At 35.0% G+C, this 21,724-nt stretch carries 17 protein-coding genes; 4 read left to right on the forward strand and 13 right to left on the reverse strand.

Going from position 1 to position 21,724, the window contains the following annotated elements; genetic code table 11:
• Positions 1-662: 662 nt before the first annotated feature.
• Entirely contained in the window at positions 663-1,037 is a 375-nt protein-coding gene (locus YWA_RS0106585) for a hypothetical protein (protein WP_022827708.1), read from the forward strand.
• Between the two features lie 192 nt (positions 1,038-1,229).
• On the opposite strand, the gene YWA_RS0106590 is transcribed toward YWA_RS0106585, so the two are convergent.
• From YWA_RS0106590 to YWA_RS0106600, 3 genes are all read right to left on the reverse strand, one after another.
• The gene (locus tag YWA_RS0106590; RefSeq protein WP_022827709.1) at positions 1,230-2,120 is read right to left on the reverse strand and encodes a cation diffusion facilitator family transporter; all 891 of its coding nucleotides are present in this window, start codon (positions 2,118-2,120) and stop codon (positions 1,230-1,232) included.
• Positions 2,121-2,192: 72 nt separating this feature from the next.
• The gene (locus YWA_RS0106595; RefSeq protein ID WP_022827710.1) at positions 2,193-4,667 is read right to left on the reverse strand and encodes an outer membrane beta-barrel family protein; all 2,475 of its coding nucleotides are present in this window, start codon (positions 4,665-4,667) and stop codon (positions 2,193-2,195) included.
• 97 nt (positions 4,668-4,764) lie between these two features.
• The gene (locus YWA_RS0106600) at positions 4,765-5,106 is read right to left on the reverse strand and encodes an arsenate reductase family protein (protein ID WP_022827711.1); all 342 of its coding nucleotides are present in this window, start codon (positions 5,104-5,106) and stop codon (positions 4,765-4,767) included.
• Between the two features lie 82 nt (positions 5,107-5,188).
• On the opposite strand from YWA_RS0106600, the gene YWA_RS0106605 reads away from it, so the two are divergent.
• Together YWA_RS0106605 and YWA_RS0106610 are read left to right on the forward strand one after the other, a co-directional pair.
• Entirely contained in the window at positions 5,189-6,103 is a 915-nt protein-coding gene (locus YWA_RS0106605) for a CPBP family intramembrane glutamic endopeptidase (RefSeq protein WP_022827712.1), read from the forward strand.
• A 4-nt stretch (positions 6,104-6,107) separates the two neighbouring features.
• A complete protein-coding gene (locus tag YWA_RS0106610; RefSeq protein WP_022827713.1) occupies positions 6,108-7,157 on the forward strand; it encodes an AMP-binding protein in 1,050 nt (349 codons plus the stop codon).
• Positions 7,158-7,227: 70 nt separating this feature from the next.
• Here the strand turns inward: YWA_RS0106610 and YWA_RS0106615 are convergent, their stop codons facing one another.
• Entirely contained in the window at positions 7,228-8,499 is a 1,272-nt protein-coding gene (locus YWA_RS0106615; RefSeq protein WP_022827714.1) for an OmpA family protein, read from the reverse strand.
• Between the two features lie 293 nt (positions 8,500-8,792).
• On the opposite strand from YWA_RS0106615, the gene YWA_RS0106620 reads away from it, so the two are divergent.
• Positions 8,793-9,188 carry an acyl-CoA thioesterase gene (locus tag YWA_RS0106620; RefSeq protein ID WP_026718640.1) on the forward strand — a complete coding sequence of 132 codons (396 nt, stop codon included), beginning with the start codon at positions 8,793-8,795 and terminating at the stop codon, positions 9,186-9,188.
• 55 nt (positions 9,189-9,243) lie between these two features.
• On the opposite strand, the gene YWA_RS0106625 is transcribed toward YWA_RS0106620, so the two are convergent.
• From YWA_RS0106625 to pgi, 9 genes are all read right to left on the reverse strand, one after another.
• Complete coding sequence (locus YWA_RS0106625; protein ID WP_022827716.1) at positions 9,244-10,641, reverse strand: efflux transporter outer membrane subunit; 1,398 nt, start codon at positions 10,639-10,641, stop codon at positions 9,244-9,246.
• Positions 10,622-13,795 carry an efflux RND transporter permease subunit gene (locus tag YWA_RS0106630; RefSeq protein ID WP_022827717.1) on the reverse strand — a complete coding sequence of 1,058 codons (3,174 nt, stop codon included), beginning with the start codon at positions 13,793-13,795 and terminating at the stop codon, positions 10,622-10,624. The genes YWA_RS0106625 and YWA_RS0106630 overlap by 20 nt, the downstream gene beginning before the upstream one ends.
• Positions 13,796-13,801: 6 nt before the next feature.
• Positions 13,802-14,935 (reverse strand): efflux RND transporter periplasmic adaptor subunit, encoded by a 1,134-nt coding sequence (locus tag YWA_RS0106635; protein ID WP_022827718.1) that lies wholly within the window; start codon positions 14,933-14,935, stop codon positions 13,802-13,804.
• Between the two features lie 11 nt (positions 14,936-14,946).
• On the reverse strand, positions 14,947-15,450 hold the full coding sequence (locus tag YWA_RS0106640; protein WP_022827719.1) for a hypothetical protein: 504 nt from the start codon (positions 15,448-15,450) through the stop codon (positions 14,947-14,949).
• Between the two features lie 122 nt (positions 15,451-15,572).
• The gene (locus YWA_RS0106645; RefSeq protein WP_022827720.1) at positions 15,573-15,956 is read right to left on the reverse strand and encodes a septal ring lytic transglycosylase RlpA family protein; all 384 of its coding nucleotides are present in this window, start codon (positions 15,954-15,956) and stop codon (positions 15,573-15,575) included.
• A gap of 3 nt (positions 15,957-15,959) precedes the next feature.
• Complete coding sequence (locus tag YWA_RS0106650) at positions 15,960-16,430, reverse strand: septal ring lytic transglycosylase RlpA family protein (RefSeq protein WP_022827721.1); 471 nt, start codon at positions 16,428-16,430, stop codon at positions 15,960-15,962.
• A 98-nt stretch (positions 16,431-16,528) separates the two neighbouring features.
• Complete coding sequence (locus YWA_RS0106655) at positions 16,529-16,960, reverse strand: hypothetical protein (protein WP_022827722.1); 432 nt, start codon at positions 16,958-16,960, stop codon at positions 16,529-16,531.
• Positions 16,961-17,057: 97 nt separating this feature from the next.
• On the reverse strand, positions 17,058-19,802 hold the full coding sequence (locus tag YWA_RS0106660; protein ID WP_022827723.1) for a TonB-dependent receptor: 2,745 nt from the start codon (positions 19,800-19,802) through the stop codon (positions 17,058-17,060).
• A 271-nt stretch (positions 19,803-20,073) separates the two neighbouring features.
• Positions 20,074-21,717, reverse strand: a complete 1,644-nt coding sequence (gene pgi / locus YWA_RS0106665; protein ID WP_022827724.1) for a glucose-6-phosphate isomerase — start codon at positions 21,715-21,717, stop codon at positions 20,074-20,076.
• Positions 21,718-21,724 lie beyond the last annotated feature (7 nt).

The following is a 21,724-nucleotide window of genomic DNA, read 5'->3' on the forward strand; positions in this document are numbered from 1 at the left end:
ACATCTCAAAAATTGACGCGTTCTCGCAATTGTTGCAGCAACGTATAGTTACTAATAGGCGAGGTTTCATAGCCTTATCTTACCGATAATTTTCCGTTTACCAATAAATGAAAGTCGATTCTATAATTCATTGCAGATTTTGGGGAAAACACTTTTTGAGTTAGCCAAAGTCAAAATTACCTAAATCTCTAATTACAGTATTGACAAAAAACACGACATTATAATGCTTTTACATATGAATTTCTTTATAAACAATAACTTTCATTAATGAGTTCAAGCAAAAAGCTTGGTTTTACTAAATTTCAGCTTCAAAACCAGGCTTTTTGCTTCATCAACCACCTAAAAAGCCTGATCGATCACCCAAAAAGCCTGGTCGATCACCCAAATTGCTTGAACGATCACCCAAATAGCCTCATCGATGAGGCAAAATGCTTGGTCAATGACGTTATTTGCCTGATCAATTAAGTAAATAAGTTGGTTGATGAGGCTTTTTTATTTGTTCTTAAGATTTAGTAGTGAATCGAAAATGAGGTTGCGGTATTATTTAGATTTAAATTATATATTTGAGAAAGGAATAAAGTAAGACGGACGTCATACACATACCCGAGTTAGAAATAATTCTCGGAAAAAACGACTTTCAATAAAATATCAAAATTTTAAGAATGAAAAGTATTAGCCAAGAATATGACACTTTCGTAAAGCACTTAATTATTTTATCGTATAGTAAAGAAAAGCAGTTAAATCTCATTGGTTCTGGAGAGGAGAATGTTGCAGGAGAAATAGCAATAAATTTCGGTATTTCTTATGTATATATAGAAGATTTTTACAACTCTGAGATTATTAATTCACATCAAAAAACGACTATAGAAAATTTTTACAATTTTATTAATGATTCGAACGATGGATACATTGACTCTGAAGCGTGGAATACAATACGAGATAGGGCAAATAATGTCTTAAATATTTTAGATATAAGTAATTTTATAGTGGAATTAAATAATTCGGGGAAGTTCTGCGAAACTAAACTAAATAAATGAACAACACGTAACAGCAAAGCGTTCGTCGCGTCTAAAGGATGAACAATGAACCCTGCGTAGAAATGAACCGATTATGTTTCGTCAAACAGATGTGTAGTTATCGTAAACGTTTTGAAGATTATCACGAGGATTTAGTGATCCTCTTTTTTTGCAGAAAATAAGGGTTGTTTTTTAGTGCTTTTCGAAGCTTTCTTAGGCATCAATCGGTTCTATATGAATCAAAACATTTGCTAATTCTGGCAATTGTTCCATCAACCTATCTTTAGTTGCATGCGAGATTTCATGGCCTTGCGTAACTGACAAATTTCCGTTTACCAATAAATGCAAATCGACTAAATACGTCATTCCTGTTTTTCTAACAAAGCATTTTTCTGTTCCCTGAACGCCGTCGACACGTTCTGAAATGATTCGGATTTGCTCTACTAAATCATCATAAACATGTTCATCGAGGATTTCGCCCAAAGCGGGTCTGAAAATTAAGTACGCATTATAAACAATGAATAACGATGCGATTAATGCAGCCCAATCATCAGCAGTTTCATAACCCGGACCCATAAATATGGCAATTGAAATTCCGATGAAAGCCATTAATGAAGTAATTGCATCGCTTCTGTGGTGCCACGCGTCTGCTTTTAAGGAAGAACTGTTGGTTTCTTTTCCTCTTTTTGAAATAATGCGATAGAAAATTTCCTTAATGATAATAATAACTGCTAATACAAGTAAAGTATATTTTTCGGGAATCTCATGTGGCGTTTGTATGTTGAGAATACTTTGATAGGCAATTACGGTTGCTGAAATCAATAAAAAACCCACAACTATAAAGGTGACTAAACTTTCAGCGCGACCATGTCCATACGGATGATTGGAATCTGCTGGACGTGTAGAATATTTGATTCCAAACAGAACCAATGCGGAAGAGAAAACATCGGTTAAGGACTCAATAGCATCAGCAACTAAAGCATACGAATTGCCAAAAACACCGGTAATTCCTTTGGCTACAGCCAACATAAAATTACCAATAATACTTAAGTAAGTGGCGTGTATTGCTTTCTCAGTGTTCGTTTGCATTGAATTCTTTTTCATAATTACAAAGTTATCCTATAATTAGAAGTAGACATAAAAAAAGCGGTCTAAATTAGACCGCTTTTATATTTATTATCCACCCATGTATTCTCCCTCTTCACCACCATTTTCTCCTTTTGGTCGTTCACGTTCGTTTTTCTTTCTATTGAAACGATACGTAAATGATAGATTAACTTGACGTTCTCTCCATTGCATTTCTGACGAAACATTTTGGAAAGGCAATTCTGTTTCGGTCAATCTTTTTCTTGAATTGAAGACATCACTCACGTTTAAAGCGATGGTTCCTTTATCTTTCATGACATCTTTGCTGAAAGCCAAATTCATGCTTGCAATTCCTTTTGTACGTCCTTGAGCATTATCTTGTGGAGCAGAATAAGTTCCGTTTGTTTGCCAATCAATTCCATAAGGAAGTGAAACTTTAGAAGTAACTCTTGCAAACCAAGACAATGATTCTTTATCAAAATCAATCGTTTCAGGTAAGTTATTTAATCCGATGTAGGTGTATTCTCCTTTAGTTTGATTGTTAAAGAAGTTGAAATTTCCGTTTAATTTCCACCATTTAAACGCGTTGTATGATAATGTAAACTCAAATCCAAAACGGTCTTGTGTACCTACATTTATAGGTGAAGTAATTAAAACATTCGTGTTGTCAATCACTTCCGTACTTCTTACAAACTGAACTGCATCCTTTGTTGTATTGAAATACATAGAGGTATTGAAGGTGAATTTATTCCATTTTTTCAAATAACCTACATCGTACGAATCAGTCAAAGACGGGTCTAAATCCGGATTTCCTCTAAAAATATTGATGTTACTTGATAAGCTAGAAAATGGGTTGATGAACCAAGAACGTGGTCGCGAAATTCGCTTACTATAACTCAACGAAATATTTTCAAAATCGCCTAATTCATAAGTTAAGAAGGCACTTGGAAATAAATTATTGTAGCTTTTATTCTTGAAAATAGATTGCGTAAATTGGTTGATGTCGATATTAGAATCTTCAAAACGCAAACCTACCAAGTAAGAGAATTTATTTATTTTAGAACCAAATTGCGTATACAAAGCATTTACCTTCTCTTTATACTGCAAGACATTTGTAAACTGTGCATTGTTGACGAAGTTTCCACCAATCAAATCTTCAACTGCATAATCAGTCGTTAGATCTGTGATGTTCATACGGTAACCTGCTTCAAATCTGTATTTATCAGCAATTGGCAAAACATAATCCGCTTGAAAAAGTACTCTTTTTTGCTTCTGAAAATTCTCAGTTCGTTGCTGATTGTTTGTTATCGTATTGTTGAAAAGATCGTTCGTATTACTGTCAATTATTGAATTGTCATTGTCTTTGTTGTTAGAGTAAGAAGCATCAACCGATAAAGTGTGGCCATCGGTTTTAAATTTCTTCATGAAATTTGTCGAATAATCCATGTCTTCACCCGTACTTACTTCATCATTGAAACGGGTTGCAAATTTCTTCAAATCAAGTGCAGGTGTGTAAAAATTTTGCATTACACGATCTGGATTTTCGCCATTACTTTTACGGTAAGAAACCGTGTTTGTCCAAGTAATTGAAGGCGTTACAAACCATTCAAAACCAAGGTTCCCATTGTATCCTTTTCGCAAACGATCATTATTTCTACGTTCATCTAAGTAACTTTCGGTAGCGCCATTTGCGTCTAAGTATTCCGTAAAACTTTTAGAATTTCCCGGACCTTTTCTGTAACTGTATCCTTGGGTTGTAAAGAAATTAATTTTTTTAGTCCGTAAATTAATCGTCCCGTTAAGTCCAAAATTATCAGGATTTCCTGCTGTAGCAGTAAGCGTTCCGTTTACACCAAGGTTTTTTCCTTTTTTAAGAACGATATTAATGATTCCTCCACCACCTTCAGCATCATAACGAGCGGATGGATTTGTGATTACTTCTACTTTATCAATGGTTTCCGCCGGAATTAATTTCAACGCTTCTGCAATATTAATTCCACCTAATCCTGACGGTTTTCCGTCTATTAAAATCCGAACATTATCATTTCCTCTCAAACTTACATTTCCTTCCACATCAACAGAAACAGAAGGTACATTGTCTAAAACGTCACTCACCGTTCCACCTTTTACCATCATGTCTTGCCCCACATTGTAGACTTTCTTGTCCAACTTAATCTCAACCGTAGATTCTTCCTTTCTGATTTCAACAGATTGCAGCATTGTTGCGTCTTCAACGAGCGAAAATGTTCCCAGATTCACTGCGTTTTGAATGGAACGGTTTTTTAATTCCACAGGCTTGAACGATATGAATTCAATCTTGATATCGTACGATCCTGTTTTCATATCAAAACTGAATTCCCCTTTACTATCCGTAATTCCGCCCGAAACAGCGCTTGGATTTCCAACTTCAACGAACGTAATCGTCGTATATTCTAAAGGTTGGCTTGTAATTTTATCAATTACTTTCCCAGAAACTTTTACTTTTTTAGTATCTGATTGTTGTGCAAAACTAAAGTTTGCAAAAAGCAAGGCGAATAAGATAACCAAGGATTTAAGCTGTCGCATGAAAGATGTTTTAAGTTTTCTTTTATTAGACTGCAAAAATACCCAATGGTTTAAGGCGATTTTCACAACGAATTGTTAAATGAAGTGTATAAAGAACTTATATAAAATCATTCAATTTTTCAACGGGCCGAGCTACAATTGCTTTATCCTCAAGGATTACAATCGGTCGCTCAATTAAAATTGGATTTTCTGATAAAGCCTTAATTATATCTTCATCCGTTAAGGTTTTCCCTTTGAAATTTTCAATCCAGAGCTTTTCTTTTTGACGAACCAAATCAATTGGTTGGTACTGTAATTTTTTTAAAATAAGGGCCAATTCTTTGACTGTAGGTGGATTCTCCAAATACTTTATAATCTCAAATGTTTTTCCAGCATCTTCTAAAAATTGAATTGCTTCCCGCGATTTTCCGCAGCGGTTGTTGTGGTAGACTTGTATCATCTTTTTTTACAAATTAACTGAAATCATTAGAGAAATTAAAGTAAATTAGTGCTTAACTTTTCATCTCAAATTCCAATTGGCAATGTATATCGAACAATTACAGCTCAAAAAAACAAGTCTACTACTCTATCTTCCGATTCCGATTTGTTTTTTTGCATTAATAATTTTTAATTATTTTTCATCACAAAACGTTGATGCAGATGTTTTAATTCAGAATTTAATTGCAACTGTGGGCGTAAATATTGCGTTTGTACTGCTTGTAGGACCTTTGTCAGCGATGTGTTTGGGTTTACTTTTTTGGGTTAAATTCATCCATCAGCAAAGTCTTACTAGCTTTACCACCTCTCGAGCTAAAATTGATTGGAGTCGTATTTTCTTTGCTTTTTTCCTTTGGGGAATTTTTATCCTAGGGACAACTGCACTATCGTATTACAGCAATCCAGAAAATTACATTTTTAATTTTAAGCCAATTCCGTTTCTGATTTTCTTGGTCTTAGCACTTATTTTAATACCACTACAAACGAGTTTTGAAGAATATTTTTTCAGAGGTTATTTAATGCAAGGTCTTGGATTAGCCACAAAATCAAGGTGGTTTCCATTTGTATTCACCTCACTTGCGTTTGGACTGATGCATATTGCTAATCCTGAAGTGGGAAAAATGGGATACATCATATTGATTTACTACATTGGAACTGGTTTCTTTTTAGGAATTCTCACGTTGATGGATGAAGGTTTAGAACTTGCTTTAGGATTTCATGCAGCAAACAATCTTTTCGGGGCTTTACTCTTAACTTCCGATTGGTCTGCCTTTCAAACACATTCTGTTTTAAAAGACATCGCAGAACCTTCTGCTGGTTTTGATGTTATTTTACCCGTTTTCATTATTTTCCCAATTTTACTCTATATTTTTAGCAGGAAATACGGTTGGAAAAATTGGAAACAAAAGCTTTTTGGAAAATTGATTTTGACTGAAAATACTAAACCTATAAACTCTTAGAACTATGGAAAACCCAACGTATCTGAACATACATCCAAAATTCAAATTAAACGGCCATAATCTATCTAAAGATGATTTATATGTTGTGGCTTACAGTTATATTAAAGAAGGCGACGAGTCTGAAAAACCTGTGGGTGAATTTATTCTTGACTGGTTTGATGAAAAGCCGTACATAGAAATGCATACTTCTGGAAGTACTGGAATTCCAAAGCTGATAAGGGTTTCAAAACAATCAATGGTTAATTCTGCTATTGCATCAGGTACTTTCTTTGATTTGCAGTATGGTTCTCGCATTTTAAATTGTTTGCCAATGAAATACGTGGCAGGAAAGATGATGTTTGTAAGAAGTTTCGTATTAGGACTCGAAATGGATTTTGTTCCACCTTCGCTTCATCCTTTAGAAAAGCTCGAAGATTGTTACGACTTTTCGGCAATGGTTCCTTTGCAAGCTCAAAATTCGTTAAAAGATTTACATAAAATCAAAAAATTAATTGTTGGTGGTGCGAAAATAAATGCAAAACTTGAAAAAGAACTGCTACGGTTGAAGAAAACAGAATGCTACGAAACATTTGGAATGACTGAAACGGTTTCGCATATTGCTGCTAAAAAAGTGGGAGAAAAATCATTTAGGCTGATGCCAAATGTATCCATTGAAACGGACAACAGAAGTTGTTTGATCATCAATGCGCCACAATTATTGGACGAACCAATAGTGACCAATGACTTAGTCGAAATCGTAGAGGGCAACCAATTTAAATTTTTAGGAAGACTAGACAACGTGATCAATTCTGGTGGTGTGAAAATAAATCCAGAACAAGTGGAGGAGAAACTTCTTGATAAAATCAGCCCTCGTTTTATGATATCGGGAAAACCAGATCTTGATTTGGGCGAAAAAGTAGTACTGCTTATTGAATCAGAACCTTTCCCAATTGAAGAAAGTATTTTTGAAAATTTAGAACGCTTTGAAAAACCCAAAGAAGTTCATTTTATAACGCATTTCAAAGATTCAAATAACGGCAAATTGCTTCGCCGAGAAACCTTAGCTTTAGTGTAAAACTTCTTAAACAAAAAAAAAGCCTGATTCTTTCGAATCAGGCTTTTTGCTTATCTAAAATTCCGTAGAATTATTTGATTTGAAAAGTAACTCTTCTTACAATTTGACGAGCACCTTTAGATGATTTGTTTACTGAAGTATCTTCACCGTTACCTTTAATGTTTAATCTTGATCCACTGATTCCAGCATCAACTAAGATTTGTTTTACATTTTCAGCACGTTTTTGAGATAATGTTTGGTTGTAATCAGAATTTCCAATTTCGTCAGCATATCCAACTACGTCAGCTGAAGCAGAAGGGTTAGCAGTTAAATATTTAACTAAGAAGTTAATTCCTGCCACTGATTCTGTTGTTGGTGTACTTGAATTGAAATCAAAGTATACATTAACATAACCGTCATTGATCAAAGATTTAACGTCAGTTCCTGAACCTGTAGTTCCTGAACCTGTTCCGTATTTAGTATCAAAATAACGCTCTAATTCGTCAGCTACACCATTACCGTTACGGTCAATAGTTCTACCTTTTTGATCAACAGCAACACCTGCCATAGAATTTGGCTCAGCATCAAACATATCTGGAACACCATCTTGATCAGAATCAGTTAAACCTGTTTCGATTGTAGCAATTCTTCCTTCTAATTCATCTACTTTTTGTTGCAACATAGAATCCATTGCGAACCAGTCAGCATGTTTTTCAGCTCCACCTAAGTAGAACGCTAAACCTAAAGTTCCTTGGAATAAAATTCCTTGAAAACCTCTTCCAACGTTAGCATTGCTCTGACCGTCCCAAGTTTTATCCTGACGTGCATTTAATACTGTAGAGAAATCTCCAGTTAAAGCAACTCTGTTTCCAAGTCTAACTTGACCAGTTACACCTGCCATAAAATTAAACATTCTATCTGTGAAGTCTTTGTTTTCAGCTTTCAACTGTCCGTATCCAAAACCTGCGTGACCTAAAAGTCCGAAAGTATTTGTCCAAGTTTCAAAACTCATGATACGTCCTAAGTTAGCTACAGCTTGTAAATCAGCTCTGTAGTAATGACTTTCAAATGGCATTGAACCATCTTTTTCTGTAAAATTATAATATCCAGCGTCTAATTTCAAACCGAATTTATTATTGAACATATATCTAACACCAAAATCAGCATTGTAGAAGCTTGGAGTAGAAGTATAGTAACCTGAAGTTACCGGTCTTTGAAATTTGTTAACACCACCAGCGAATTCAACCGACCATCTGTTGTAATCAGAAGTTGTAGCATTAGTGTCGTTCATGTTTTCATCTGTTTGAGCATAAGCAGTACTTAATGCTAAAACACCTGTTAGTGTGAGTAGGAACTTTTTCATAATTTTTATCGTTTAATTTGGTACAAAATAACATCATATTTTCGAACGAAAAAACAATTTTAACAAAATTTTTCATAAAAATCAGTACATTGATTGCGGAATATTTAGCAAAAAGCCTCAGTATGTAGCAATATTATAAAGATTCAAAAAAATAGTATAACTTTTCCTCGAAAATCGAACTGTTATATAACTTAATATTTATAGTTAATTTCTGTGCAAATTTAACTAATTTTGAATTAAATGTAGCTTTTACATATTGAAATTATCCGTAACTACTTAAAAACTTTATGAATATGCGATTTCACACTCGGAAATGGGTTAAACCCGAAGATTTAAATCCCAACTCTACGCTGTTTGGAGGTAAGTTATTAGCTTGGATTGACGAAGAGCTAGCTTTATACTCTATTATTCAGCTTGAAAACAGCAGAGTAGTAACTAAACACATGTCGGAAATCAACTTTAGAAGTTCCGCCAAGCAAGGTGATATCATCGAAATTGGCATTGATGTAGTGAAATTTGGAAATTCATCGCTAACTTTAAAATGCGAAGTCAGAAATATAATGACTTGGGATACTATTATTTCAATCGACACAATAACGATGGTTAGTTTAGGTGAAGATGGAAAACCAAAAGCACATGGAAAAACGGAAATCGAATTTGTACGCAATCGAATAAAATTAGATCAATAAAAAAACCCATACCTTATATATAAGGTATGGGCTTCAAATAAACCTACTCTAATTTTTAATTACCGCCTCCTAAAGCACGGTAAAGCGTAATGACTGCATTATATTGATTGTATTGATTGTCAATCAAATTCAATTCTGTACTTAGCGCTTGATCTTTTGCCGTTAAAACTTCTAAATAATTAACCAAACCATATTCTAACAATTCATCTGAAAAACCTGCCGCTGATTTTAAAGAAGCTACTTGTTTCTTGCGAATTTCAAGTTTAGTAGTTTCATTTGTATAATTCTGCATCGCATCTGAAACTTCTCTTCCAGCTACTAATAGCGTTTGTTGAAACTCTAAAAATGCTTTTTCCTGATTTGCTTTTGCAACTTCAAAACGCGTTTTAACTTGACGCTTGTTGAACAAAGGCTGTGTCAATCCCGTCACCACATTGGCAAACAAAGAATTGGCACTAAACCATTCTTTCAAATCAATACTTTGCAAACCACCAGTAGCGGTAATTTTCAATGAAGGATAAAATTCGCTTCGCGCTACATTCGTCATTTCAAAATTTGAAATCAAATTGTATTCTGCCGCAATTACATCCGGACGTTTTCTTAATAATAGTGCAGGAACACCCACTTTAACCTCTGCAGAAATAGTTTGAGCATCTAAAGTAGAACGACTTACTTTTTTAGGTCCTTCACCTAATAATATATTAAAGGCATTTTCTAAAATTGCAATCGAACTTTTCAAATCTTCTTTAATCAATTGAGTTGTATAAAGTTGTGCTTCCGTTTGTCGAACGCCAACTTCTGTTACACTTCCCGCCTCTTTCAGCGCTTTAATCACTTCTATACTTTCAGAACGGTTCGTCAAAGTGCTGTCTACAACTTGCAATTGAGCGTCCAAGGACATCAACTGAAAATAAGTTTTAGCAATGTTCGCGATTAACTGCGTTTGAACCGCTTGTTTTGCTGCAACTGTCTGTAAATAACTCGCTCCAGTTGCTCTTTTATTGCTTCTAATTTTTCCCCAAATATCTGCTTCCCAAGAAAGATTTCCGGTCAACTGGTATTGATCTGTACTTCTATCTGACAACAAAGCGCCAAATTGAGAATTTTTAGATAACTCTTGGTGTGTCCAATCTGCTCCAAGTCCGATCGAAGGAAAATAACCTGCTTTTCCTTGTTTCATGTAAGCTTCCGAAGCGGCGATATTTTGCATCGCCATTCGAATATCTAAGTTGTTTTGCAAGCCTTTATTGATGTATTCTTGCAATTGTGCATCTGTAAATAAATTGTTCCAAGTCAAATCTCCTAAAGAAGTTGTGTCCGTTGAAACGGTTTCCATTCGGTACAAATTATCGGTTTGTACCTGTGGACGTTCGTATGTTTTTGCCGTAAAGCACGATTGCATGACAAACGCAACCAATACGGGAAGTGCTACTTTATATATTCTCTTGTTCATTTTCTTCTAAATTTTGTGTTTCAACTACCGCTACTTCTGGTTTTCCTGAAATTCGTTCTTGCAATCCTTGGAATATCACGAACAGAATTGGAATTACAAATACTCCAAAAATAGTTCCCACTAACATTCCTCCTACAGCACCCATACCAATGGATTGATTTCCTACAGCACCTACTCCTGAAGCTAAAGCCAATGGCAATAATCCGAAGATGAATGCAAGAGACGTCATCAAAATTGGTCGTAAACGTGCTTTTGAACCTTCAATTGCTGCTTGAAGTAAATCCATTCCGTGTCGGCGTCTTTGTATTGCAAACTCCACAATCAAAATCGCGTTTTTCGCTAATAATCCTATCAACATGACAAGTGCTACTTGAAAGTAAATGTTATTTTCCAGTCCGGCGAGTTTTACAAACCCGATGGCTCCTGCAATACCCACAGGTAAAGAAAGAATTACTGAAAGAGGTACTAAATAACTTTCGTATTGTGCACTTAATAAAAAGTAAACAAAGATTAAACTTAATAAGAAAACTCCAATGGCTTGATTTCCTGCAAGAATTTCCTCTCTTGTCATTCCTGAAAATTCATACGTGTAACTTGATGGCAAATGTTCCGCAGCCACTTCTTGAACTGCTGCAATGGCATCTCCTGAACTAAATCCTGGATTTGCTTTACCATTCACGTTTACCGCTTTCAATAAGTTAAATCGCGCAACTGCCTCTGGTCCGTAAATTCTTTTCAAACTTACAAATTGACTAATGGCTACTTGTTGACCTGAAGCGTTTCTGATGTAAATGTTATTAATTGACGATTCATCTGCACGATCTTCCGGTTTTGCTTGAATCATTACACGGTATTGTTTACCAAATTTATTAAAATCGGTTGTGTACAATCCACCATAATAGCCTTGCATCGTATTGAAAATATCAGTCATCGAAACTCCCGCATCTTTCGCACGTTCCACATTAATATCCATTTCGTATTGTGGAAATGAAGGATTAAAGTTGGTCATTGCATATTGAATTTCAGGCCTTTGCATTAATGCTCCTAAAAATTCATTAGACACTTGGCTTACTTTCTGCCAACTATCATCTCCTTTATCTTGAATTTTCAACTCGAAACCATCTGCCGAACCAAAACCTTGTACACTTGGAGGTGTGAAAAATAATGCTTTTGCATCTTTAAAATAAGCCGTTCTTCCAAATAATTCACGAACTACTGCATCAACCGACGTATCGTCTCCTTTTCGTTCTGACCAGTCTTTCAATTTAATAACTGTAAAGGCGTATGAACCACCGTTTACACTATTCAACAAACTAAAACCAACCACACTCATTCGTGCTTCTACAACATCCATCGAAGCTAAAATAGAATCTAACTCTTTTACGGCTAATTCTGTTTTCTCTAAAGTTGTTCCCGGAGGAAGCGTTAAATCTGCCATGATAATTCCCCTATCCTCATTTGGGATAAATCCGGAAGGAGTAGTTTGAAACAGCCAAAATGTTATTCCGCTGAAAACAATCAATCCTGTAACTGCTATCCATTTTTTACGACCTAAAAACTTTAAAGATTGAACGTAACGGTTGTTCATTCTGTCGAAATTCGTATTGAAAGCAATGAAGAAACGGTCTTTGAAATTTTTCTTTGCATGAATTGAATCCTGATGTGGTTTCAACAATAAAGCACATAAAGCTGGACTTAAAGTCAATGCATTAATTGCTGAAATCAAAATCGCTACCGCTAAAGTAATTGCAAATTGTTGGTAGAAAACTCCTGATGGTCCACTTAAAAACGAAACCGGAATAAATACCGCTGCCATTACTAAAGTGATGGAAATAATCGCACCTGTAATTTCACTCATCGCTGAAATAGTAGCTTCTTTTGCAGAAGTTGCACCTTCGTCTAACTTGGCGTGAACGGCCTCGACCACCACAATTGCATCATCGACGACAATACCAATGGCTAGAATCATGGCAAATAGCGTCAACATATTTATAGAGAATCCAAAAACTTGTAAGAAAAAGAACGTACCAACAATGGCAACTGGAACTGCAATTGCAGGAATTAACGTCGATTTAAAATCTTGCAAGAAAATATAAACTACAATAAACACTAACAAGAACGCTTCAATTAAAGTGGTAATTACTTTACTAATCGACGCATCTAAAAAAGTTTTGGTATTGTAAGGAATTACGTAATCTACACCTGGAGGAAATCCGGGTTTCGCTTCGTCAATAATTGCCATTACTTCCGTAATAATATCTTGTGCGTTTGAACCTGAAGTTTGAAAAATACCCATGGCAACTCCCTGATTCCCCATTGCGATATTTTTAGTTCCATAATTGAAACCACCTAATTCTATGGTTGCTACATCTTTCAGACGCAAGAAATTTCCATTTCCTGTTGCTTTAATAATGATATTCTCGTAATCTGCAACTTCAGATAGACGTCCTTTATATTTGATTACATATTCATAAACACCATCTGCGTTTTCTCCAAATTTACCTGGAGCTGCTTCAACGTTTTGCTCTACTAATGCTGCCTGAATATCTTTTGGCGCTACATTGTAACTTGCCATTTTTTCTGGGTCAATCCAAATTCTCATGGAATAATCTTTGGCACCAAAAACGTTCACTTGTCCAACACCTTTTACACGTTGTAATTTCGGAACCAAATTAATTTTAGCGTAATTCTGAATGTACGTCTCGTCATATTCTTTGTTTTTAGAATATAAAGCTAAGAACATTAAAGCACTCGTCTGACTTTTTACAGTCGTCACACCCGTTTGAATTACCGCTTGTGGCAACTTAGAAGTCGCTCTCGCAACTCGATTCTGCACGTTTACTGCTGCAATATCTGGGTCAACTCCTAATTCAAAATAAACTGAAATTTTTGCTGAACCGTCATTTGCTGCAGAAGAAGTCATGTACGTCATTCCTTCCACACCGTTGATTTCTTCCTCAAGAGGAATAACCACACTATTCAAAACTGTTTCCGCATTCGCACCCGTATAGGTCGCGCTAACTTGAACCGTTGGTGGTGCAATTTCCGGATATTGCTCTACCGGCAGAGACATGAGTCCTAAAACACCAAGAATGGTAATCAGGATTGAAATCACGGTCGATAAAACCGGTCTTTCTATAAACATTTTTAACATCGTATCTTATTTTTTAGTTGGTGTTGCAGGTTTCGCAACTGAATCTGTTGCTGTTTGAGGTTGTGCATTTTTATTCTGCGGAATAATTTCAGTATCGTCTCTTAATTTAGACGCGCCTTCTACCACAATAACGTCTCCTTCTTTCAGTCCGTCAGTCACAATAAAGTTCAAACCTGAAGCTCCGTTTGTTGTAATAATTGTAGATTTCACTTTGTTGCCTTCTCCAACTACATAAATCAATTGTTTTCCTTGTACTTCAAAAACTGCATTTTGAGGCACTAAAATCACTTCTTTTTGCTCAATTGGCAAGCGAACAATTCCCGTACTTCCACTTCTCAAAAGTGCTTCTGGATTTTTAAATTCTGCTCTAAATTCTGTTGTTCCCGTTTGTGGATTAACCAGTCCGTTGATGGTTACAATTTTTCCTTTTATCGCATATTCAGAATCATCTACTAATAACAATGAAACTTCAGGAACATTTTTTAGTTTTTCAACTGTGTTTGCTCCTTTGAATGTTTTGTTGAATTCTAATAATTGTTTCTCATTCAAATTGAAATAAGCTCTCATCACTTTTGAATCAGAAACAGTTGTCAACGGCATTTCGCTTGTCGCACTAACTAAACTTCCTTCTCTATAAGGTAAACTTCCTACCACTCCATTCACTGGCGAAGTAATTGTTCCGTAACCAATAGTTGCCGCTACACTTCCGTAAGCACTTTTGGCTTGAGCCAATTTTGCTTTTGCAGTTTCCAATTGAACATTACTGATGATTTTTCGATCCACCAAAGGTTTCAATCGGTCTACCTCAACTTGAGCTGCTTGAACCATTGCTTTTGCAGCACCCGCATCTTGTGACAAGGTTTCTGTTTCTAATTTAAAAAGCAATTGTCCTTTTTTGACCATTTGGCCTTCGTCTACATAAATCTTCTGAATGAATCCGTTCACTTTCGGACGAATTTCAACATTTTGTTGCCCTTCTAAATTGGCTGTATATTCTTGATAAACGGTTGCATCTTGTTTGGTAACTGTTTCAACTGGAAAAGGTGCGGGACCTTGAGGAGGCATTTGTTGTTCCTCTTTTTTGCCACACGACACAAGTACAAGGGCAACGATAAATGAAGTTATGGATATTCTTTTCATTTGATGTTTATTTAATTATTTTGATTTTGGTTATTATTATTCTCTATTTCTTTGAATCTTTTGACGGTATTTTCTAAAATGGATTCTACATTTAAAACGTGTTTTTTATACTCGTGCATGTTTTCTAAATTAGCACGTTCTGCGTCGCACGAAATTGTTTTCTCTCTGTAAACCATCATTTTGTCAATAATTTTCTTTTCCAAGTCAATCATTTCTAAGTAGGTTTGCAATCTATTACTGAACGGTGAAGGTTTAAAATACTTCTTTCTATCACCTGAAACTGTGTAGTAGGTTACTTTTCCTGTTTTCAATAACAAATTTAAACTTGTTGAAACTGAACTTTTACTTGCCGACATTCGTTCTAATAAATCCTCGAAGGTCAACCCTGTTTTGCATCCATCAATAATTAAATTTCCCAAGATGCGAGATGCCAAAGGCGGTAAGTGATGCGTCGTTTCAAAGAATACACCAAACATTTCGATGAGTGTTGCTTTTTCTTTTTCAATTTCTGTCATAACTGATAATTTTATGCAAAGATAAAGCTAGGTTCGGTAAAAACCGAACTAACAGAACTTAATTTTTTGTTAATTTTTATTTAGGAGATTTTTGGCCATAAAAAAAGCCAGTTTGAACTGGCTTATTTTATAACTTCTATGGTGACGGTAAGTATTCCGTGGTTTTTATTATCTGTAATCTGCATAAAAGCTTCTTTAGATAAATCGATATCTCGGGATTTAATAAATGGACCTCTATCGTTTACGGTTACTAACACCCATTTTTTATTCACCACATTCGTCACTTTTAGTTTAGTTCCGAACGCTAATTTCCGATGAGCTGCGGTTAATTTCCTATTGTTAAATCGTTCTCCACTTGCTGTTTTTCGTCCGTTAAATTTATCTGCATAATAAGAGGCGTGTGCATTCTTATTAATGACTTTTCCGGATACATTTTTTTTTGACGAGCAACTTAAAAGAAAAAGAGCAGAAAATAAAATGAGAATCCATTTATTCAATTTCAACATAATTTACTTTATGATTTCAATCGTAACTTTCAAAGTTCCCGCACCTTTATTAGCAGCAATATCCATAAAGGAACGTCTAGACAAATCTATTTCTCGACCTTTACTAAAAGGTCCACGATCTGTAATTGTTACAATTACTGACTTTCCGTTTACTTGATTGGTCACTTTTACTTTAGTTCCAAAAGCTAGTTTCCTGTGTGCTGCGGTATATTTTTCATTGTCAAACTTACTTCCGCTTGCTGTCCTTCTGCCATTAAATTTATTGTGATAGTAAGAAGCAATTGAGTTGCTTTTGTGTAAAGTCAAATTCAAATTATCTGACAATCCTAAGCTATCTGCTACTAAAGCATTTTTCTTAATCGTATCTTGAAGGACCTTTTTAGGCTCTTGAAAATGCAAGTTTTTATTGGTAAAACTACTTAAAAATACAGCTGCGGAAACAAGCAAAAGTAGTAGTGTGATTTTATGTTTCATGTTTCGTCTTTTATTCTTTCTGGTTCATAGGATTTATTGGGTCAACAAATACTATACCTTAAAATAAAAAAAGCTCCATTTTGTGAAGCTTTTCCCCGTTATTTAAACCATAACTGATATGGAATTCTTAATAATATTAATGCCAAACCAATCGTATAAAATACAGCAAAGGTTTTAAATTTAGCATTTGAAGTAAGTAAATTTTTATGTTTTGACCAACCAATCGTTATTAGAATAATAGCAATAATGTTAAGCAAGGGATGCTCAAGCCAAGTCAATCGCAAAGCTGATTCCTTCATTTCTCCAAACACGGCTTTTCCCACTGGCGAAACGAAATACAACACCAACCCAAATAAAAGCTGAATGTGTGTGAAAATCAATGCAAACAGAGCAATTTTTCGATCTTTACCCGTGAATTCCTTTTTTGACGAAAGTCCGATAAATGCATTAATTACAGCAATTGCCAAAAATGCGATTACTAAGTAAGCCCAACCTGAATGTGCTTTTTGAATAATTTCGTACGTACTCATAATTCTAAATTTTATTTTTTGGAAATCAAATATAGTTAAAAATTTGCAGAAAAAAAGCCTTGCGGTAAGGCAAGGCTTTAATTTTTACTAAATGAACTTAGAAATTATATTTCAATGAGAAATTCCATGTTCTACCGAAACCAAAGTATCCTTGATTTCCATCTGCAATACCTTTATAAACTCGACCATTAGCTTGGTAGCTTCCAATTGATGGCGTGTTGCCTACTGCTGGAATGTTATCTGTTACTTTAATATTGCTTGACAATTCAGAAAGATAAACCTCATCAAATACGTTGTTGACATTTAATCGAACTGTAATAGAATTTGTTTTAGCTTGACCAAGAATGAATTTATAAGAAACACCCGCATCAACTAAATCATAATTAGGCAACATGATATTTTCTTTGACAGCACCATTGTTACCGTATAAATCATTGTAAGTTCTCCAATCAGCATCAACTGATAAACGAGTCAAAATTTCGTATTTAGCTCCTAAACCCCATGTTGTTTGAGCAGCGTCTCCTACTTTTCCACCATCTACGTCAATTGTTTCTTCTTTTAACAAATTCTGATTCTCATCAGTTTGTCTCGTAACTGCATTTCCTTCATATTCCCAGTTTCCGATTGACGCAAAACCTTTGATGTCTAACTTGTCAATTGGTCTAAGAATAAAATCTAATTCTAAACCAGTATGCACTTGCTTAACGCCAAGGTTAGATTTGTATATTAAATCACCAAAAGCAACTGTTGTAGTTCCAACCATTTCTCCTGCTGCATTAGTAACTGTTCTTGATGAAGAAACTACTCTGTCTTCCCATGTTGTTCTGTATCCGTTTAAGTTTGCAGTAAACATGCTGGATTTGAAGCTATAACCCGCTTCTAAACCAAGAATTTTTTCATTAGATGCAAGTGGATTTACTTCATTCGTATAGTTCAAATAAATATTATCGTGGTAAGGCTGACGGTTGTAGTAACCTGCATTTACATAAAATGAATTGTTTTGATCAATATTATAATTACCTCCAGCTTTAACATTGTAACCCGTATTGTTTACTTTTTCAGAGTCTTCAAACTGTGGAAGGTAATCGTATCGGTCAAATCGCTGGTGTGACTGACTAGAAAGTGAACCTTGGAAGAATGCAGAGAAATTGTTGTTACTGTATTCTAATTGACCAAAAACACCTCCGTAAGAAATTTTCTCACTGTAATCGTAATCTAATCTTTGGTTTTCATCTGTCGTATTGAACAACGCTTGCCAAGGATTAACCGGCACATTCTGCGTTACTACGTTAGAAGCCATTGTACCGCTTCCTTGGTGATTTTCGCCTCTTAAATTTCTTGTGTCTGTAAAATTAGTTAGACCCATAAAATTTTCAACTTGTCTAAAATGCGTTCCGTCGTATGTTCTTAAATCAAGACCTGCATTGAAAACTAAGTTTTCCGTTAGCTGGTGCTTTAAGTTTGACACTACACCGTACCAAGCGTGATTATTTACAGAAGATCTAATTAAATAACTGTTTCCTGCATTTCCAGCTCCATCCGTAAGCGCTTGGTTATTTGCATAAATTTGATCATAATCAATCGCAGTTCTTTCAGACAGTCCTGTAACTGGGTTGGTTTGCATCACATATTTCTTGTTGCTACTGCTACCGTAGTTCCCGGTTCCTCCACCTCTTCCCCAAGAAGCGTAAAGTACTGTTGACAATTCTGTTTTATCACTGATTTTAAAATCCCAGTTCAAGTTAGCTACTGGTTTGTGGTAAAAGTTAACACGTTCTGAAACGTAATTACCATTTAAATAACCATAGTTGTTATTGTATTTTCTACCGAATCCTAAGTAATCAGAGATTTTTTTAGAGAAATTTTGATCGTGTTGTTGTGGTGCTCCAGTAAGCAAGAAGTTAAAACTGTGTTTGTCATTTGCTTTATATCCCACAGAGATAAAATAATTTTGACCTTCACCATACGTTCCATTATTGTATCCATCACCTTGCCAGTGACTCAATAAAACGCTAGCTCCCCAACCATTTTCGTTCATTCCCGTATTATAACCAACGGTTGATTTGTAATAGTTGTCGTTTGCCAATCCTACAGATGCAAAACCACCTTGCTTTAAATCAGTTGCTTTTGTAACAAAGTTAACTGTTCCTCCCACAGAAGAAATCGCTAATTTTGATGAACCTAAACCTCTTTGAATTTGAATTGCATTCGCAATATCTGCCATTCCTGACCAGTTAGACCAGTATATTTTACCATCTTCCATTCCGTTAATCGGTTGACCGTTTAAAAGGAATGCCGTATTGTCTTGTTGAAATCCACGAACGCTAATTCTTGAATCACCAAATCCTCCTGCTTGTCCAGAAACATAAACAGATGGTGTATTCACCATAGTTTGTGTAATGTCAGAAGTTCCAATTTTTTCACTAATTTCCTTCGCTTTAATTGTAGAAACTGCGATTGGCGTTTTTCTGTCTTTCGCCAAATCAATAATTCCTCTACCTACAACAATTACTTCGTCAAGTTCGCTTGTGTCTTCCACTAATTTGATTGAACCAAGATCAACTGTTTGACCATTTTGAACAGTAAAGTTTACTGATTTTTTTTCAAAACCAATGAAGGTAATTATAAGTTGACCTTTTGCAACGCTACTTTCAATAGTGAACTTTCCCTCCATATCAGAGGAAGTTCCTGTAGTGGTACCATTGATTGTAATATTTACAGCCGGAATTCCCGATCCCAATTGCTCGTCGACAATCGTTCCTGTAATTTTCCCTTGAGCAAATACTGTTGACGCGACCAACAGCAATAAACCTGACAATAACCAATTTCTAGTTGTTTTCATTTTATTATTTATAATTTTTGGCAAAATAACGACAAAAAGTTGACATTAACATTAAACAATTATTAAGAAATGATGATTTTTAGCTCGTTTTAAAGACAATAAATCTTCTATTTATAATAATAATTTGAGTTTTATGATATTATATGTCTTAAAATGTAATCAGATTTTTCTGAATTACGGGATATAATTCTACTAATCGGAATTAATTTCAAAAAATATAATTTGAAAAATCATAGCAACTTAATAATTAATAGAATGAAGTTATCAAATATTACTTATGCTTAAGAAAGTATGTCAGCAAATTTGATGTTGAACTGTCGTGTTCTTTTACTTTTCCAGAATTAATTTCTTCTAAAATTGAACTTGCTAACTGTTTTCCCAATTCAACACCCCATTGATCGTAGCTGAAAATATTCCAAATTACACCTTGAACGAAAATTTTATGTTCGTACATCGAAATCATTGAGCCTAAAGTTTCAGGAGTTAATTGTTTGATCAAAATAGTATTCGTCGGTTTATTTCCTTCAAAAACTTTGAATGGCGTTAAAAAGTCAGCTTTACCTGTTGAGTAATCTAATTTTGTAAATTCAGCACGTACTTGATCTTCGGTTTTCCCGTTTAAAAGTGCTTCGGTTTGTGCGAAAAAGTTCGACATCAATTTATCGTGGTGATTCGAGTCGCCATATAAAGGTTTTAAGAAACCTATGAAATCAGTTGGAATCAACTTTGTTCCTTGATGAATCAGTTGGAAAAACGCGTGTTGCGAATTGGTTCCTGGTTCACCCCAAATAATAGTTCCTGTTTGATAGTTGACTTTTTCACCATTTCTATCTACACTTTTACCATTACTTTCCATAATTCCCTGTTGCAAATAAGGTGCTAATTTTTGCAAATAGTGTGTGTAAGGAATAATTGCTTCACTTTCTGCACCAAAGAAATTATTGTACCAAATACTTAATAAAGCTAAAACCACTGGAATATTTTGGTCAAATTCAGCCGTTTTAAAGTGTTCGTCCATTTCGTTAGCTCCTTTTAATAACGCGTCGAAATTAGCGTAACCAACAGATAAACTAATGGACAATCCAACAGCAGACCACAATGAAAAACGGCCGCCAACCCAATCCCACATTGGAAAAACATTTTCGGCATCAATGCCAAATTCGGTAACTTTTTGAATATTTGTTGAAACGGCTACAAAATGCTTTGCAACGTCGCTTTGCTTCGCTGATTTTAAAAACCACTTCCGAATTGTTTCTGAATTCGTCAATGTTTCTTGAGTCGTAAATGTTTTAGAAACGATTACAAAAAGTGTGGTTTCAGGATTTATCTTTTTAAACAATTCCTGAACGTGATCGCCGTCAATATTTGAAATAAAATGAACATTCAAATGATTCTGGTAGTATTGCAATGCCTCAACAACCATCGCAGGTCCTAAATCTGAACCGCCAATTCCAATATTTACAATATCTGTAAATTGCTTTCCAGTATATCCTTTTCTAATTCCAGTTGTAATTTCATTTGTGAAATTTTTTATTTTTCTTTTAACGGCTAAAACTTCAGGAATTACATTTGTTCCATCCACGTTAATTTCCGTAGCATCTGGAGCTCTCAAAGCTGTGTGTAAAACGGTTCGATCTTCGGTTTTGTTAATAGCTTCGCCGTCAAAATAACTTTTGATTGCTTTTTTAAGTTGCATTTCATCGGCCAACTTTAAAAGCAAATACAACGTTTCATCCGTAATCCGGTTTTTAGAAAAATCGACTAAAAAATCATTCCATTCAATGGTGAATTTTTCTGCTCGAGAAGTATCTTCTTGAAACATCTGCTTCATGGACTGCAATTGAATTTCGTTGAAATGATTTTCCAATGCTTTCCAGGAAGCGGTTTTAAGCGGAGATGAATTATTTAAAGCCATGATGAAT

The organism is Flavobacterium antarcticum DSM 19726 (assembly GCF_000419685.1).
Classification (GTDB): Bacteria; Bacteroidota; Bacteroidia; order Flavobacteriales; family Flavobacteriaceae; genus Flavobacterium; species Flavobacterium antarcticum.